The 18,015-nt window shown below is 27.1% G+C and carries 13 protein-coding genes; all 13 read right to left on the reverse strand.

The features are described from left to right. Positions 1 to 15: 15 nt before the first annotated feature. A complete protein-coding gene (locus S100390_RS03840) occupies positions 16 to 567 on the reverse strand; it encodes a hypothetical protein (protein WP_070406972.1) in 552 nt (183 codons plus the stop codon). Between the two features lie 147 nt (positions 568 to 714). Next, positions 715 to 2,622 (reverse strand): hypothetical protein, encoded by a 1,908-nt coding sequence (locus S100390_RS03845; protein ID WP_231918030.1) that lies wholly within the window; start codon positions 2,620 to 2,622, stop codon positions 715 to 717. A gap of 135 nt (positions 2,623 to 2,757) precedes the next feature. After that, the gene (locus S100390_RS05600; RefSeq protein WP_231918031.1) at positions 2,758 to 2,916 is read right to left on the reverse strand and encodes a hypothetical protein; all 159 of its coding nucleotides are present in this window, start codon (positions 2,914 to 2,916) and stop codon (positions 2,758 to 2,760) included. Between the two features lie 84 nt (positions 2,917 to 3,000). Beyond that, entirely contained in the window at positions 3,001 to 5,661 is a 2,661-nt protein-coding gene (locus tag S100390_RS03850) for a hypothetical protein (RefSeq protein WP_231918032.1), read from the reverse strand. 44 nt (positions 5,662 to 5,705) lie between these two features. Beyond that, the gene (locus tag S100390_RS03855) at positions 5,706 to 6,785 is read right to left on the reverse strand and encodes a lipoprotein (RefSeq protein ID WP_070406973.1); all 1,080 of its coding nucleotides are present in this window, start codon (positions 6,783 to 6,785) and stop codon (positions 5,706 to 5,708) included. Between the two features lie 279 nt (positions 6,786 to 7,064). After that, positions 7,065 to 7,538 carry a hypothetical protein gene (locus S100390_RS03860; RefSeq protein WP_070406974.1) on the reverse strand — a complete coding sequence of 158 codons (474 nt, stop codon included), beginning with the start codon at positions 7,536 to 7,538 and terminating at the stop codon, positions 7,065 to 7,067. A 313-nt stretch (positions 7,539 to 7,851) separates the two neighbouring features. Next, on the reverse strand, positions 7,852 to 9,417 hold the full coding sequence (locus tag S100390_RS03865) for an MATE family efflux transporter (protein ID WP_070406975.1): 1,566 nt from the start codon (positions 9,415 to 9,417) through the stop codon (positions 7,852 to 7,854). Positions 9,418 to 9,559: 142 nt separating this feature from the next. Continuing rightward, entirely contained in the window at positions 9,560 to 10,099 is a 540-nt protein-coding gene (locus tag S100390_RS03870; protein ID WP_231918033.1) for a ferritin-like domain-containing protein, read from the reverse strand. A gap of 84 nt (positions 10,100 to 10,183) precedes the next feature. Then, positions 10,184 to 11,953, reverse strand: coding sequence for an amino acid permease (locus tag S100390_RS03875; RefSeq protein WP_070406976.1), 1,770 nt, complete (start codon positions 11,951 to 11,953; stop codon positions 10,184 to 10,186). Positions 11,954 to 12,161: 208 nt separating this feature from the next. Further along, positions 12,162 to 13,388: a restriction endonuclease PLD domain-containing protein gene (locus S100390_RS03880; protein WP_070406977.1), complete on the reverse strand. Its 1,227-nt coding sequence runs from the start codon at positions 13,386 to 13,388 to the stop codon at positions 12,162 to 12,164. A gap of 748 nt (positions 13,389 to 14,136) precedes the next feature. After that, positions 14,137 to 14,988, reverse strand: coding sequence for an SPE_1075/MLC_0560 family membrane protein (locus S100390_RS03885; RefSeq protein WP_070406978.1), 852 nt, complete (start codon positions 14,986 to 14,988; stop codon positions 14,137 to 14,139). A 101-nt stretch (positions 14,989 to 15,089) separates the two neighbouring features. Beyond that, positions 15,090 to 16,400, reverse strand: a complete 1,311-nt coding sequence (locus S100390_RS03890; protein WP_070406979.1) for a phosphatase PAP2 family protein — start codon at positions 16,398 to 16,400, stop codon at positions 15,090 to 15,092. Between the two features lie 102 nt (positions 16,401 to 16,502). Beyond that, on the reverse strand, positions 16,503 to 18,011 hold the full coding sequence (locus tag S100390_RS03895) for a hypothetical protein (RefSeq protein WP_070406980.1): 1,509 nt from the start codon (positions 18,009 to 18,011) through the stop codon (positions 16,503 to 16,505). Positions 18,012 to 18,015 lie beyond the last annotated feature (4 nt).

Consider the following 18,015-nt stretch of genomic DNA (forward strand, 5'->3'; position numbering starts at 1 on the left):
CTTTTAACCTAAAGTTTACCTATCACTCATAAACTGGATGCGACCAGCTGTTGAGTTATAAAATGGATATGGGTTAGCATATTGTTGGGTGATATTTAGAGTGTACATCACACCAAAATTAATCGTGTTGTTTAATAACATTCCAACAACCGATAAAACAACATAATCACCAATGAATCTTGACTTAACTTCTGCCATTGTAAACATCATTCCTGATGGCCCCGTATTAAAAGCACTCGTGTGATAAACAACATCATCAAGTCTGCTCTGTTTGTTGTCCCCTTTTAATCCTGTTCTAATGGTTGAATCAATAAATTTAAAATAAGGATATTGTTGAACAAATGAATCTCATGTATTAGCATGATTTAAAAAGTTAAAGACCAGTGGTTTTCCACTATTAGTGACAAATTGCATCCCACGTTTTGCAACTGGAAATGATGCATTCCCAGACATCACTCCAATATCTCATGTCAAAGGTGGGTTTTCTGCTTGTTGTTGACTAAGCGATGGTGCTAAAGTTGATCCTAGCGTTGAAGCTGTTAAAATGGTAAAAAATGTTTCTTTCATATTTGAATAACTCCTTCTTTATGTAATTAATATTGTTGATAATTGCTAAATGGTTAATACAAGTTGATACGACAAATAGTTGTTAACTATTCTATGCTATTAATAATACCATATTTTATTTTGGAAAAAAAGGAAAAAACTACTTATTTAAGCAGTTCTTAATTGGGTTTTTAAACCAGAAAAATGCCTTAAAACCTTAATTTCACTGTTCATATTGATAAATCTTGTTAATAACACTATCAATATCATTATCATAAAAACAAAGGGAACAACTGTTTTTGATTGGGCTGTATAACTATATAAATAAACTGATTTCTCAAGTTTGTTAACCGCCGAACTAAGTTTGGCAGCTGTTTTAACAGCCGCTAACGCTAAGTCTTGCGATGAAAAATAAATAAATTTCCCCACTTGATTTGGATCATTAATGCGATATACAACATAACGACCATCTGAAATTATTAAATCTCATGACCGTTTTGTTTTTGAATTTCATGTTTTAATTTCCTTTTTATGAACAAACTTGGATGTTAACTGAATTTTATTAGTTAACTGTTGAATTGCTGCGGTGGCGCTACTCGTTGTTACTTCCTTATTACCAAAAACATCATAGGCAAAATATTGTTTGCGTAATGTCCGATCCTTATTAATTAATTCTTTTTCCTTTGCGGCTTGTAACGTTGCTGCTAACATCCGCCCATCACGATCAGAAACGTCCGGATCAGGAGAATAAGAATACATTAACTTTGTTTGAAAGTTTCCTTCTAAATATAAGAATTGATCTAATTGTGCTGCTGTTGCTAAAAAGTCTGGTCGTAATTGATAGTAATGTTGATTATCATGAAGAATTGGGTTTGCTAATAACTTTTCTTTAATCGGAACTCAATTTAAATAACTTCGAATTAAGGATTGACTATATCCTTTGTTAAGATTAACATCATAAGCTTTATCCTTATAAATAAAGCCCTGCCCTTTAGTTCCATCAAAAGTGGGGTTTGTAATATAAACACCTTTTTTAATATCTTGATATGTTACCTGGTGGTTACTATTTGCACCAAAATTAGTTAAAACACTATTAAAATAACGATCGTATCAAATATCATAAAAGTGATTTTTTTCTTCAGTTGTAATATTTTGATTTGTAAAAACACCTTTTTTCTCTGCAGTAACATCTAAAAACTGATCATTATTTTGTTTGGTATTAGCATATAACTTAATCTTTCCCACAGATTGGTCAACAATGCTATAACTATTAATATTGGGGGCTTTTGTCTTTCCAAAACCATGACTTCATTTTGGAACTAAATTAATTTGGATCTTAACAGGTTTATTTTTATAAATTCCAGTAAACGCACGAGTTCAATATTTATGCCCCAGACCAACACTGCCTTGCTCTCTTAATCCCCAATATCGCGTATTATTAAATCAATTAATAAGATCTTGACCACTGTTTTTCACTCCAATATTTGTGAATTCTAACGTTGGACTAGTTCCGGGATAATAATCTTCTCCCGCTAAATATCTACCATTTAAATCAGAATATTGAACTGTCACTCGATTAGTTCCTGTTGCAGCAATTGCTAACCGATATTTAGTTTCTGTCTTAGCAACACCGTTATAATAATCACCATTAAAATCTTTACGAAAATCTTTTTTTAATAAATCATAAATTAGTTTACTATTCCCTTGTTCAACAATTGGTTTTACTAATGGTTTTCCTAATAATGATTGATTAATATTAGCATAATAACCCTCTTCCATTAAAGAAACTAAAGCATTAATATCTTGGTCATTAAAAGCATTATAATATTGATTATTGTAAATATAATATAATGATTTATTAATTTTCATTTTATATTTTTCATTAATCTTTGCTTCTTCTGGCGTATCAAACCAATAAAAACCATCATAACTATATTGTGCCTTTACTAACCCTTCGTTCGTATAAGTATTTAAAGCATCTTGGCGACTATACGCCACATTCCCAAAAGCATCACGATACAATTGCTGAAAATTATGCAAATCAGCATCATAAATCTTCTTGTCATCTAATGTCATATGTTCATAGTTTTTAATAATTTTGTTGGGGTTCGAAGCAGTTAAGACAGAAGTTACTTTATTATTTTTTAATAAATACTCATTTAATGCTTCATCAAAGTGAAAGGTTTGTCCATCATATTCACTATAATTAACTTAGCCACCATAAACACGATTAGCTAAAATATCTTGACGAAGAACTTCGGAACTAATCGCATAATCATTTCTTACTGCAACTGTTGTGTAATAAACACCAGAAGTCACAGTCGGAGTAATAGTAAAAATTGATGTCGCTAACACTAATAACTTTAACATTTTTAATTCACAACCTTTCTATCATCTTTACGTCCTTGTACCGAAGTAATATTCGCATTAATTCATGCCATAAAATCATTTTTGTTAAAAAAAGGTATGCTCACCAAATTGAAAACTATTCATTGTCGCATCAAAATTTAGGGTTTGATAATTAAGATGATTTCATAAATAATTTCGTGCTTGTTGTTCTGACATAAAGTATTTTTGATCACCATAATAATCTAAGACATAAATATCAAACTTAATTCCAAGATAATCGGATAAAGTTTCATAATGTGATGTTGTAATTAAATCACTATTAATTACTTCTTTATTATCAATAATCTCATTGTTATTAATAAAATTAATAATTTCTTCTTTACTATTAGCAAAAAACTCTTTTCCTACTCTGGTTTGATAACGATACGAAACATCAAAGTTAGCTAACGCAACATTCTCCGTTAAACTAGCTAATGCCTCATCTTTACTTAAAAAATAATTTCCAAAACCATCTAGATAAAAACTTTTCTGATTTGGGACAAAATAACTGGTAAAGATTTGATTAATAAACTTATCTTTTTCAACGCTTAGCGTTGAATCATAATCAACTTGATTAATACAATCGTTATCATTAGCTGTTGTTCCACAAATATTAGCATTGCTAATTGTTTCGGGTAATCAATATGGAACATCTTTTGCCATAATACTAATCATTAATTTCTTATTTGTAACATAACGTTCCGGATGCAAATAAATTTGACGAATTAAATCCGCTTTTGCGGCATCTTTTGATAAATAATAATGGTCATTAAATTCATATAGTTTTTGCCCTTTTGCATCTTTACCATCTGGTAACATATAATTTAATGCTGAAGTTGCTAATGGAGTTACCATTGTTTTTGGTTGCGAAGAAGTTAGCGCAATATCAAGAATTGGTAATTTAAATGTTGGTGTCACATAATATATTGAATTATTATGATCAATTTTATATTCCATTGTTTTTAAAGAAATAAAACTAAAAGTTTTACTTAACTCTCATATCCCACTAAAAATACTTGCAATTGGCAATGCTTTACCAACAAGTTTTAACTTACTTAAAATTTTACCAGTCGAACTACCAATAGCCCCTTTTAAATTATGACTTAATTGGTTTCGTCCAGCTTGAATTTGGTTATCACTAGTATTACTATTTTTATAAAGACTTTGATAACCATCAGCAATCTTATTGGCTCCATCAACAACAGACATTATATTATCAATTGATGATTGGATCTTTTGTGCAATATTTCACATTTTACGATTATTACCCCCGTCTTCAAAGAAAGCACCTTGGTTCAAAAACATATTATAAATATCATCAAAAGAAACACCATAGTCAAGAAGTTCATCTGCTCCCTTATTAGAATTGAATAAAACACCCATTGTCTCTTTATTATTATTTAAAATATCAACAATAATTTCCTTAAAAGCATTCCCTAATTTTGTTGCAGCATTGCCAACTGATGAAGTATAAACTTTAGTATAAGTTAACATTCGTTTCATTGCTACTAATAACTTATGAAAATCAGTAAAACTAGAATCATTAATATCTTCTAAATTAGATACTGAATCTTGAATTATATTGTCGGGAAGTTTCAAAAAGTTTACAATATTCATTAAATTTTCATAACTTTTTCTTGAAATAATTTTATTATCTTCATATAAATAAATTAAATATTTTTCAAAATTGTTACTCTTTCACTTAAATTTTTGAACTTTTTCTTCAAAAAGAAAAGTATTAATACGATCAATTGTCTCAAATGCTAATGGTGTAAAGAAAATTGAAGGTGTAAAAGAACTAACTTCTTTAAACTTTAAACTTCCTGGTAACTTCTCTGCTGTTTCAACATATTTTGGACCAATAAAATAACTATTTAAAAAATCAGCATTCTTATCTTGTGAGATTCAATAAGAATTCTTATCCGGATTAACAACTTCTTTGACATATTTATTAACTGTATATTCATCAATATTATTCATTACAGTTAAAAATTCTGAAAAATTATAATCAGAAAAATATTGTCCACGATATTCAAATCCATTTTTAATACCACTACGTAACCAATTCTTAATTTCTTGTTCTGTTTGACAAATTGCTCCTTGTAAATAACAAGTTGTTTTACCTGTTACAGCATCTTCTAATTTTTTCTTAATCGAATTTTCATATAACTCTCTGGCTTCATATTCATTGTAACGGATTTGTCCTTCAATGTTATACACTTTCTGATAATTATAGAAGGTACTTAACGCCTCATCTTTTTTTAAATAAGCACTCCCATCATTTCCACGATATACCATAGTTGGTTTTTCATATGATGCGTTTAGAACATCACGCGATAATTCTCCACCACTGTTAATGGTATATTCCCCTGGGTTACGATTTGTTTTAATTCTACTCATTGGAAATCGCTTTTGAATATGATCATTTAATTTTGATTGCATACTAAAAACTTGCCCCTCAAAAAGATAATTATTAGTATTATAACCAAAATTCCCTTTTTGTGTATTGTTCATTGCATATGTAACAGCTGCTGTCTTAGTACTAAAATATTTATTATTAAATTGATAATAAGTTTGTACATTGTTATTTTGAGTTGCTAAAATACATCCTGTTGTAATACCAGATGCAACTAATAATGTAACGCTAGAAATTAAACCAATAAAACGCTTTGATTTTCAAAGTGATCTTTGTTGTACACCAAAAATTTTATCAACGATTTCTCGCACAGATAATTTTTTTTTGCCATAAATATATCCTTTTCCTTTTCTTACTAAACGTATGAAATATCTAAAGCTAATTGTTCATCAATTGTAACATCTGAAAGAATATCACCCATCTTTAATGTTGTTTTAACATTAACTATCAACATATCATTATGATATGTTCGTGAATCTGACCCATAAACATAATTCATTGCTGCATCTGCTTTAATCTCCGAAGTTAAAACCGCTTTAACTAATGATACATCAATATCAAAATCATCAAAAACAATGGGCATATAATTAAATATATTTTTAATTATATTATCTTCTATAAAATTATTTTTTAAATTCTTTAGAATAATAGTCTTATTTTGATCAAAAATAATATCATTATTGTGAATTTCTTTAACTAAATTTTTAGAGGAAAAATCAGTTTCTCTAAATGTGACACTAGGAATGTACGGACTCATCATTAAAAATTTACGATAGTTTCCATTAAAAGTCTTAATTGCAGTAGTATTATTTAACATTTTTGCCAAATAATTTATTCGTTTTCTATCATCATTAATAAATTTTTTTTGATTAAACAAAATATAATTTTGGATATTCTTGCCTTTAATTTTGTATTGCCCAAAAGTTGAACCTTCATAAAATCTAATTATGCCAGTTTTAACATTAGCACTTAAATTATTGTTATCTAATAAATCTTGAAATGGAATATCTTCCAATTGTTTTAGATTATAACTTACATCATAATTAAATGCTACCTTTTCATTCTTTTGAATAGCACTTTCTAATTGAGAACGGTCGCTAAAAGAAACAACAGCTGAAAAAGAAAAATCAGGATAATGTTTTATTAAATCAGGAATATCCTTTAATAATTGTTGTAAGACCAAATCACTAATCAATTTATTAAAAAATGTTCAATACTTAGAATACATTGTTCTACTTCAACCTTGAATTTTATCTGTTGGTTGCGAATAGTCAGTAATTCAGTCATCATCAAAACTGATTGTATTCTGTAATGATTTTTTAATTTGATCATGAATTGTTAATTCCTTTTGTGCTGGTTCTACACAACTTATAACTGGTATTACACTTGATGCTGTTAACATTGTCATACCTAAAATAGATAAGAGTCTCTTCATTGATTAATATATCCTTTCATATAATAATTTAATTGATATTATTTAACTTTATATTTTAAGACGTTCATCTTATACATAAAAATATTTTTGATACAGACTGATTGATTTTTTGATATATTATTTAAATTAATCCTTATTTTTTCTTATTTGCTAAAGATTACCTTTTAAATGTTATCAAAAGGGCCACAATAATCATAACATAATTTTAAAAATTACAAATTAAAAAATATTTTATTATTAATGAAAATCATATTATCATTCATATAATAAAATATGTTTTTAATTTTTAGAAGCATTAAGATAATTTGAATAATTAGCAATTGTTAAATTAACAGGAATATAATCGGTCATTCCAACAATGAAGTTATTTTCTTTACTAAATATTTTAATAAAGACAACAAAACTATTAACATTTAAATCATGATTTTTAAAAGCTTCGCCTGTTTTGTTTTTAAAAATTTGATAAGAATAATCATTGGTTGTAATATTAATATTAATTTTTTGAAACATTTTTAAAATTACTTCATCTATTTTTTCTCTAATGTCTCCAATACTGATTGTTGCATTTTTAGCTGTAATGGAAATCACTTTTTCATCAAGACCTGTTCATGTACTAATATTTATTTTTTGTTGACGATTAAAAGAACTTGGTTGTAAGCGAGTTGCTGGTGTTTTTGATTTTCACATTGAAACACCCATATATATAAATCATACAATTGTTAGGATAGTACAAATTGTAACTCCTATTTCCATTATAATGCTCCTTTTTGCAAAGTTTACTTGCTTATCTACATTATACTTGAAAAAAATAAAAAATATTATCTCCCGCTTTTTTAACAATTTGCTTGCAACAACTTCTAATTAATGCAAATTATTTGATATTCATATATTTTTATTTTCAAAGTAATATCGATAAAAGATAACGCTATAATATTAATTAAATATTTATTCACTAAAACAAAAAAATATGATGATTTTTTCTCTTAATAAAAATAAATAAAAATTTTTTTAAATCATTATTTAAATATTTATTAAAGAATCATCATATTTTTAAATTAAAAATTTTTTATTTTTGAACTTTAATTTTTAATACGTTAGGAATAAAGTTATCTGGATGGTCAATTAATTGCAAATGATATTTTTTTCAACTATAACATAAAAAGGGAATTAAACATAATGAAGAAACAAAATCAATTGCCCCCATAAAGATAAAGTAATAAATTGAATTATTAAATCAAATACTAACACCATACCCTAAACAAATCATTGGAATTGCAATAAAGATTGCTCGGAAACTAGTTGTCACACTTGCTAAAGTTGTTTTATTAATGCCTTGATAAAGCGTAAAACAAATAAAAGTTGTCGCACAAAATGGATATGAACAAACACAGAGCACTAATCATCATTTATATTTTTCAACATACTGAATTGGAAAAGCAAACATTAACATCATTTCACGATTAAAGATTATTACTAATAAAAGCATTAAACAAAATCAAATAATTAGTAAATAACTAGTAATTTTTAAAACTTGTCAAATTCGATGATACTTTTGCGCGCCATAATTATAAACAATGACCGTTCGTGCTCCTTGCGTCAAACCAATTCCGGCGGATAAAATTAATGTTATTCAAGGATTTAAAGCGCTTAATAATTCCTGTAAGACAGAAACACCATTGTACTGTTCTTGATTAGGTAATAACACAACAAGCACAGTTGATAAATAAGAACTAACAACTAAGGCAAAATTTGAAATAAAGTTAGATAAACCTGCTTTAAAAAAAGCAGTAATATTGGATCATTTAATTTTTACAACATCTTGTCATTTAAATTGTGAATAACTACTTTTTGAACAAAAGACAATAATGAAACCAACAATAATTTGTCATAATCAGGCAACAACTGTTCCTAACATTGCTCCTTCCATTTTTAAATGGCAAACCTTCATAAAGAAAATTCCAGCCCCCATATTAACGAAAACAGAAACTGTAATCAACAACAACACATAATTAGTTCGCCCTTCATTACGAAGTAAAGAAACAAAATAATAACTTAAAAACATTAAAGGTGTTGTTAACAACATTGGATATGAGTATTCTCATGCTAAATGATTAGTAATATTGTTGTACATTCCTCCCATTTGACTTGTGATAAAAACAGCATGTCAAGGTGGAAAAATTAAACAAAACATTAATAACGAACTAACAATTGAAAATAAAATAGTACAAGAAAAACCATTTCCAGCAATTTCACGCATTTGCAAAAGATCTCGACGACCATAAGCTAATGAAAAATTAATAGCACAACCCATCCCGGTAATTAGGGAAAACGATCACAACAAACTATAAATTTGTGTGGTGTATTGTGTTGCAACATTAATAAAAGCTTGCATATCTTTTAAGGGGATGCTTGTAACATTGTGCTTTGTAATTAAATTATATTGCTGAATATACCAAGGATCTTGACGCAAATCAAGGGCAGCAAATTGGAGGGCTAATTCTTTGTCAATAATATTATAAAAACCTTGAATAAGCATTATTAAAACAGTTGGAATTGAAAAATAGGCAATTGCTAGTCATGGTTTAGCATACCGTAACTTTTGTTCACGAATTGTTAAATCGACTGTCTTCATCTTTTTTCCTCCTTTCCGTTTAAGTTAAAATAAAAGATAATAATAAAAACAATGAAACTTTATTATTACCTTTTAGTTTAAGATTTAAATTTGAAATAGATTTTTGGATTAAGATTATAAATATTCTAGTTGTTAGAAAGTTTTAACTATGGTAACTAAAAGGGTCAATTACCAATAAGGTATCTGGTTCTTCTCGCGTTCCTAATTTGGAATCCAAATCATAATAACTATTATTTGCCATTTTAATTCAATCAATAATATCTTTTATTTCTGCTAATTCTTCATAAAAATCAATAATAAATCAATCATAAAATTTATAAGTTACTAAATCATGTTGCTCTTTTGCATTATTTGCTAATTTAGTAGTTAGATTACTAAAATACTGACGATATTTTTGGTAATGTTCCATTAGCATTAATAACGAATCACATTGTTTATTTTCATTATCTATTTTAATATTATTAATACAATAAGTCCCATCACAATCAGCAATAAAATTAATAATTCGACGTTGATGTAAAATTTCATCTTGTGCTTGAACTTTAAAATAATGCGCAAAACCAGGAAAACCTAACCGATTGGCTTCATCGCTTAAATTAAAACATTGTAATTGCATTTTAATATGTTCGGTTAAATATTCTTGTAAATCATTATTACTATTTTGGTTTAATAATTTGGTCATTTCTTCACCTCCTTTTATTTATAAATATTATAATTAAATAAAATTAAAAAGCAAGGTTATTTATACCAATTATAAATAATTATCTTAACACCGCTGTTGCTCATCAGTTAACCTTTCTTCATCATCGATGAAAAAGTCATGTTCTAACTGGGTTAAGATTTGTAACACCGTTTGATAATCTTTTGCATTATTTTTTTGATGATAATATTTTAGATAACGTAATAAAATCTGATAAATGTGTTCATAAACAAGTTTTGATTGACTAATTACTTGAAAATTTTGTTCAATTTTAGCTTGCTGTTCTGGAAAACATAATATGCGTTTACAATATTTCACGCGATAATAAGTAAAATACCAAATTGTAACAAAACTAATTGCTGTTCCAATAAAGATAAACTCAATAAGACCAGAAATTAAAGCACTTTGATAAGTCGCTTTGGTTGCCGTTAAAATATTATTAATTAAAGTATAATAATGTCAAATTAAAACAAAAAACAAAATTAACATTGTAATTGGTACCACAATTCATTCTCATATTTTTAACTTCATTTGTTTTGTTATTCCTAATTTAATCGCAACAGCAAACATCATTGCATAAATAAAAATCGTGATTGCAGAAGAAGCTGCTATTAATGAGGCTCCAGTAAAGGGTTCATGATAAGTTAATGATTGTGCAATCGTACACATAAAACCATATTCTCTTGTTAAGTTAATTCCCTTGATTAGATCTGGAATAATTAATCAAATAAATAAACTAAGAATTGTTAAACTCATATGTAATAAAGAAGCTTTCGTAGAAATATTATCATGATTTAATTTTTGAAACCGATCAGGAAGAAACCCCTCATAAGCTAATGGTTGCAACGAGGTTCCCCCATATAAACTATCTTGCATAATTAAATTAATCTTTAATGTAATTACGAACATAATCATCATAATCGTGCCCCCATAAACAGCAAATTTATTATGAAAACTATTTCAAGTTCCCATATTCATATTTTGCACAAAGTGATTAAAAGCAGCAAAGAAAATAATGGCAATAATTAAATGCGATAGAACATTAATAATTAAAACAATAATAACTCCGATCCCAATGTTTTTACGCGCTGACGCAATATTACGACCAGCAGTTGTAAAAACTTCAAAGCCCGTAAAAAAATAAAAACATGAATTAAAGGCTTTAACAAAACCATTTAAATTTAAATGACTATTAGTACTTCAATATTTGAAATTATCATGGCCATTTTGAAAAGCTAAATAAAGTCCTGCCAAAATTAAAACACTTGCTGCAATTAATTTTAAACTAGCTGTTAAATCATTTAAGCGTTTATATAATTTCATCCCGCCAAAAATAACAAAGGAAAAAAATAAATAAATAACAATTCCAATTAGATCCATCCATAAATCACCAAAAGCACCAAAATTAAAAGCATATCAGGGAATGACAAGATGATGGTGTTGATCATAACCAGCGACCCATGGCGCACTAAAAGTTCCGCGTAATAACATCATAATTTGAAATGTAATTAAAAATGGTAATGTTATGTATTGCATAAAGGCAACAAAAATTCCTCAAAAACGTCCAAAACTAGTGCGCACAAAAATATAAATACCACCATTATTATAACTATGATGAATTCATGCTAACCGCGAACAAATATGCGCACAAACCCCAACAATAAGTCCTTCTAAAACAATGATTCATAAAACATTAATCCCAATTGCATTGGGAGCATCTAAATTTGATAATGTCGCAAAAGTTCCAACAAAAGTAATGCTGACAACATAGTTACAACCAAGTCAAATAAAATAAGATAAACCAAATTTATTATGCGTATTATTCTTCTTAAGCATTTGACACCTCCTTTCTTATTTATAAAGATTATAAATAGTTAACAAAAAAAAGCAACCATATTAAGCAAATAGTTGCAATAAAATTTAACATAGTAACTAAAAAATGATCTGAAAGAATTAATTATCAATTCAGATCAAAACTTATAATATCCTGTTTTTAAAGATTCATAATTATATCAAAAATAACAAAAATTCTTCTTAATTATAATTAACGACAAAATTCTTGAATTCGTTGACTTGGTTTTGTTTTAAAAGCGCCAACAACTTTACAAATTAACTCGTCCTTCCAATTTAAATTTTTTAATGGCATTTCTAGTAAAATTTCGCGAAAAGACTGATTGTTTTTAACCCCATTTTCTGTAAAATTCGCACTACCTGACCAAAAAGCTAACAATTCATTTTGAGCATTATATCAAGCATATAGTTTGGTATGTGTTTTTGCTGTTGTGTTTTTAATAAGACCTTGATCATCTTCAATACTTCCTCGTGGATGTTCACGAATGATATTTAATCGATTACTATACTTTTCATCGGCAATCATTTGTTTTTCCAAAATTGGTTTAAAACCAACCGGGCTATTTCCAACAAAAACATCTAAATTAATATTGTCCGCTGCTGTTTGATCTAAATATTCTTTAATAACTTCAGTTCCCCCATCACCAGATAAAATTAATAACCCCTTTGCCCCTTTTAACTTGGGATTCTGTTGATGCAGATTAACAATATCATTAAATTGTGATTTTACTTTAATAGCATTTTGCCCAGATTGATAAGTTTCTTTTTTATCAATATCAAATCCGGCACAATTTGCTTGATAAATTTGACTAAGTCGGGTTGTCTTTGTCTGTTGTGTTGCATTAATTCCGCCACAAAAAAGATCACGGCCAATCCCTTCATAATTAGTAACATCATATAAAACTTCCTTATATGAAGGTGCATTTAATAATGCGTTGTTAGAAAAATTACCACTCCCAGTTAATGCCCGAATCATTTCCTTCTTATCATTAAATCAAAAATATGATTTCATATGTGATAACTCCATCGCTTTATCAATAACATTCGCATATTTTGTTACATCCCCTTTTAAAAATTGCTGATTATACTTCGCAACTTTTTCCTCTTCATCAGGAGCGTGCCCAGTACTTTTATAACTACGAATAATATCAACAGAAAACTTGCCCTTAACATTTTCCATTAAATATTTTTCAACAATTGAAGTTCCAACAAAACCATTAATAAAAACAGCATGCGCCGTATCAGCTGGAGTTGCTGTAATCATATCCCATAATTTTGTTTTTTCCGCTGAAAAAGCAACATTATCATGGCCACTAACTCTTAACCCAAAAATCAGTCCTAAACTTAATCCTAATACTGCTAATAAACCGGCACTAATTCAACCAATAATTTTACCTTGTTTTTTTATATTTTTTCGCATCTTTTTCACTACTTTCTTTTTAATAACCCTTACTTTAATTGCCAGAAATATTTACCCTTACTTTAATTTATTTAAATTATATCTTGTTATTATAATTTTTTACAAAAAGAAAAAAATAAAATAACAGCAACCTAAGATAAAAATTTTATTATTTTTTAATAAATTAAAAAAGGTAAGCGCCTAGATAATTCCGTGACCCATACCCTACAAATATAAACATCAAGAAACAAAATACACAAATCCTCAATATTTATATAACAATTATTTAATACATAACTAAATATGTTTAAATTAATAAAATTATATTACTTTTAGTATCATTTTTATTTTGCATATATTTTTAATATCAATAATATTTAAAATAACTAAAAAATATTTTTTTCCTTTTTTTCATTAAAATAATTTATCTTAAAAAAATTCCAAGATAAATTATATCTTGCAAATAATTTGATGTTTTTCTTAACCTCTAGTTTTATAGGTTATAATAAATTATGTGTAAAAATTTACACACTCTACACACAAAAACTTTTGAAAATAAGTTATCAAAGGCAACTGATAAATCTTATTTATAAATCAGCCAAGGTTTAAAAATAGAAATTACAAATAGGACCGTAACCACTATTCTTAACGCAATTTAATCTTTACTTGAAAAAGAGATTACTACTTGGCAAAGATTTTGAGTAACAAAAGCACCCTTATTTAATCAATAAAGGTGCTTTTGTTTTATTTTAATTTTAAAGAATCTCCTTTACAATTGAGCACTATTATTTCGAGCAAGAATATTTGCTTTTCATAAATCAATTTTTAAAAATTTTGTTAAAACCTTTTTAACAACATTAACATATGGTCCAGAAATAAAAATAAAGGCCATTGTCCCAAAACTAAAATTAGTAAATAAAAAATTCCACTTATCATCATTTAATGGTAGAAAAGCTCAGAAAATAAATCCCGGAATAACCATCATTACATCTAATAAAATTCGAGCAACAGGAAATTTTAATTTTGTTAATTTAATAAATGCTTCACAAATATGATTATAAGGACCATATCAAGTCTTACTATAAATTCAAATTGCTAACCCAACACAATATAATGAAAAACCACCTAAAAATAATCATGCTGCAATTCCCCCAGAACTCTCCGCTCACTGTTGAATAGCATCCGCAGAAATAATATACTTTCAATTAAAATGAATTAACAATGGTAACAACCACGCTAAAACTAAATCACCAAAAATCATAATTATAAATTTAACTCAAATTTGGCGATCTTTTGTGTTACGATATGCTTTTATGTTTACAATTAACATAAAAATAATTGTAAAAAAAATTAATACCAAATAATACATCAATAAGACTAATGCATAATGTGCAGTTAAAACCGTGTCATTTAAATGACCCGCCGTATAATTACCATACATTAATGCTAATAAAGCAAAAACCGTGAAATCAATTTGACTAGCACCCGTACTAGTTGGAGCATAAATTGCAATCCCTAATGATGTCAAATAGATTCCAACAAAAAACAAAAAACCTTGTAATAAAAAGATATGTCATAACTGTTGTCACTGTCATTTAATTTTACTAAATCATTTTTTCATAATATCCTCAATAGCTTTCTTTTTTTGGTACTTTAATTTTACTAAGCGGACAAAGAAATGCAAGGTTATTTAAAATAAAAAGGATAAAAATCTTATCCTTTTTATTCTTTATAAATAATATTATCTCGATGTCAATACTTATATTTTTTAGATTTATTAATGTTAGAAGTTCTAACTTTGGCCACAATTCATAAAACCCCATCAATATTAATAAATAAAATTGTTTTCTTACCATTATTTAATTCAAACATATGATATGTTTTATTTTGTTTATTTCATATAAATGATAAAATTTTATAAATTACATGATCAACCACATAAACTATGCCTTTAAAAAATGTTAGTAAAACTATTAAACTAAACATTAAATCTGTTAAGTAATGTGTTCTTGAAAGAATTTGCATAAACCCCATCATTGCAATATTTGCTATAAAGAAACCAAATATTAATCATTTTCATCACGTAATATTTTGTTTTCGTTTTTCATTCATGAAATATAATAAGAAACCATAAACGGGCATTGATGATGAATTCATATGACCAGAGGGAAATGCTTTATCACTTCAGTGATGAGTTCCTTCTCCCCCTTTACCTAATAAGAAATTTCAGTACTCAGCTTTAAAGCCTTGAATTTGTCATCAATCTAAATATTCGGCATTAACAATATTCGTTGGTTTGTTTGTTCAGTTATTTGGTAAGTGATCAATAACATATTGATAATCAACATGGACTCAATACGGGCGACCAAAGAAAGTTTTTAAAAGCGGATCAAAAGTAACACCAAAAAGAGCAAACACCACAAATATTTTTAACGCATCAATTCAATAATTATTAGTTAATAGATCATCTCTTTTTGCAAATTTAATTCTTAAAAAGCAAGCAATTCCACACATTAAGATAACTTCAATCCCAAGTTGAATCGTCATTACTACAATGGTATTTGTTCCATCAAGGCCAAATCAATAATCCCTTCCTCTACCACCAAAGGCTTCAAACGTTGATTGTTGATAAATCATTCTACTAATAATTAATGTAAATAAAATGATAAAGAGAACATAAACTATCATAATGATAATTTTAAAAAATTTAAATTTGGATTTAAATTTTATATTGATACTTTCTAATAATACCCCAACTCCGGCGAACATAAACGGTACTGTCATTGTATAAGCTAGTTTATCTCAAAATAAACTTAATCAACTTGCAAATCCATTATCATTTAAATCACCAATCGCCTTTGCGATTTGACGATCTCAAATACTTCCTACTATAAAAAGCGTAATAACAATAGTTAACGCAACAATTTTCAATATTTTAAAAACAAATTTAGATTTATTATTTTTATTGATGAAGGCAGAACCATCAACATAGAATTTTTCATTTGTTTTTCCCATAAAATTTACCATTTTCATAAAAATATTATACCATAGTAAAAAAAGACCCCTCCATATTTCTTGAGATTTTATCTATTTTGTTATCCCAATAGATAACTTACAAAACGCTAAATAAAAACCTTAATCATTTGTTTCTTCAAAAATAGTTTGAATATTATTTAATAAATTTCCTTTAATATAAGTTAATTCATTATCTAATAAATGACAACTTGTTTTGACATCATATCATAAAACATGATCATTAATAGTGGTTTTTCTAAAGTTAATTTTATTAATATTTTCTTTTAATAATTCTAATAGTTTAGCACTTTCAAGATGATCAATAATTAAATTAATTGCTTGTTGATTTGAAGTGAATTTATATCCTTCAAAAAAATTAATAAAATTGATAGCATATTCTTCTTTTCATTTTGGGTTGGTTGAAAAAATATAATCTTTAAATTCAAATAAATGCATTTTTTGGTTAAATGTCCAATAAAAAGTTTTAATTTGATCAATAACATCAGGACTAATTTCCAATTTCTTTTCATTAACATTAAATGTTAACGTTAAAAATTGCATAAATAAATTAATAATAATATTTTCCGCTGCTTTTTTAACCTCTTTATGATATTTATTAAGATTTTTTTGAATTAACGGAATATCATAAAATAAATTATAATCAATTAAAAAAGCATATTTGATTCGATTCCGTAAATAATTATCATAAAAAGCGGCATAAATTTTCTTATTAGTAATTGCCATTTCATAATAATTCGTAATTAATTTATCATTAATTGGTAACGCTAATAAATAATCAATAAAAAACTTATTTAAACCTTGGTATTGAAATTGAGTAATTTGATGATACGATAAAAAATACTTTCGATATTGACTAATACTCATTTTTCGTCAAATTGCTTCCGAACTAGTGGGATTTGAAAGATCAAAAGCTATTTTTTCAGTTTTAACTGGCTCAGGAAATTCATTAGTTTCTTCCACCATCACTTCATCAGACTCATCTTTTAAAATAATATTTCGTTTTGTTGGGTCAATATAATTTTCATCATCATTCACTGTTACATTTTTTCAGCCTTCTTTAGCATATTTTTCTGAAGAATTAAGATTATTAAAAGCCAAATCAGGAATATCAGCTAAAGCAATTTTGGGTTTTTCTTTTTCATTTTTAATTGGATATAACACTTGCATAAAATTACGATAACGGTCAGGAAAAGATAAACTACTAACATCAATTGTTTTTCGAGTCAATATTGTTTTTGGTTTTAATTCCATTTTTGGTTTTTCTTTTTGTTTGGCAGATGGTATCTTTTTTTGACATGCTGCTGGTGGGTCAAGAACCTTTGCTTGTTCATTTTCTTCAGCATCTTGTTGACGACAACCAAATGATTCTAATGTTTCATTGCCAACATAACCATAACCACGCAGAAAAACAACACGATTATCTTTTAATAATGTAATAAATTGATTTGCTTGCTCTGATGTTACAGTTGGAAAATATGTATGAATTAAATTTAATAACTCAGCTTTAATAATTCGATTACCATTTTTTGGCAAATATGTTTTAAATAAATATATTTCTAAATCCTTTAGATTTTTCATTTTCTTAATTTTAGCTAAATCAAATTTCATAAGG

The organism is Spiroplasma sp. NBRC 100390 (assembly GCF_001886495.1).
Taxonomy (GTDB): Bacteria; Bacillota_I; Bacilli_A; order Mycoplasmatales; family Mycoplasmataceae; genus Spiroplasma.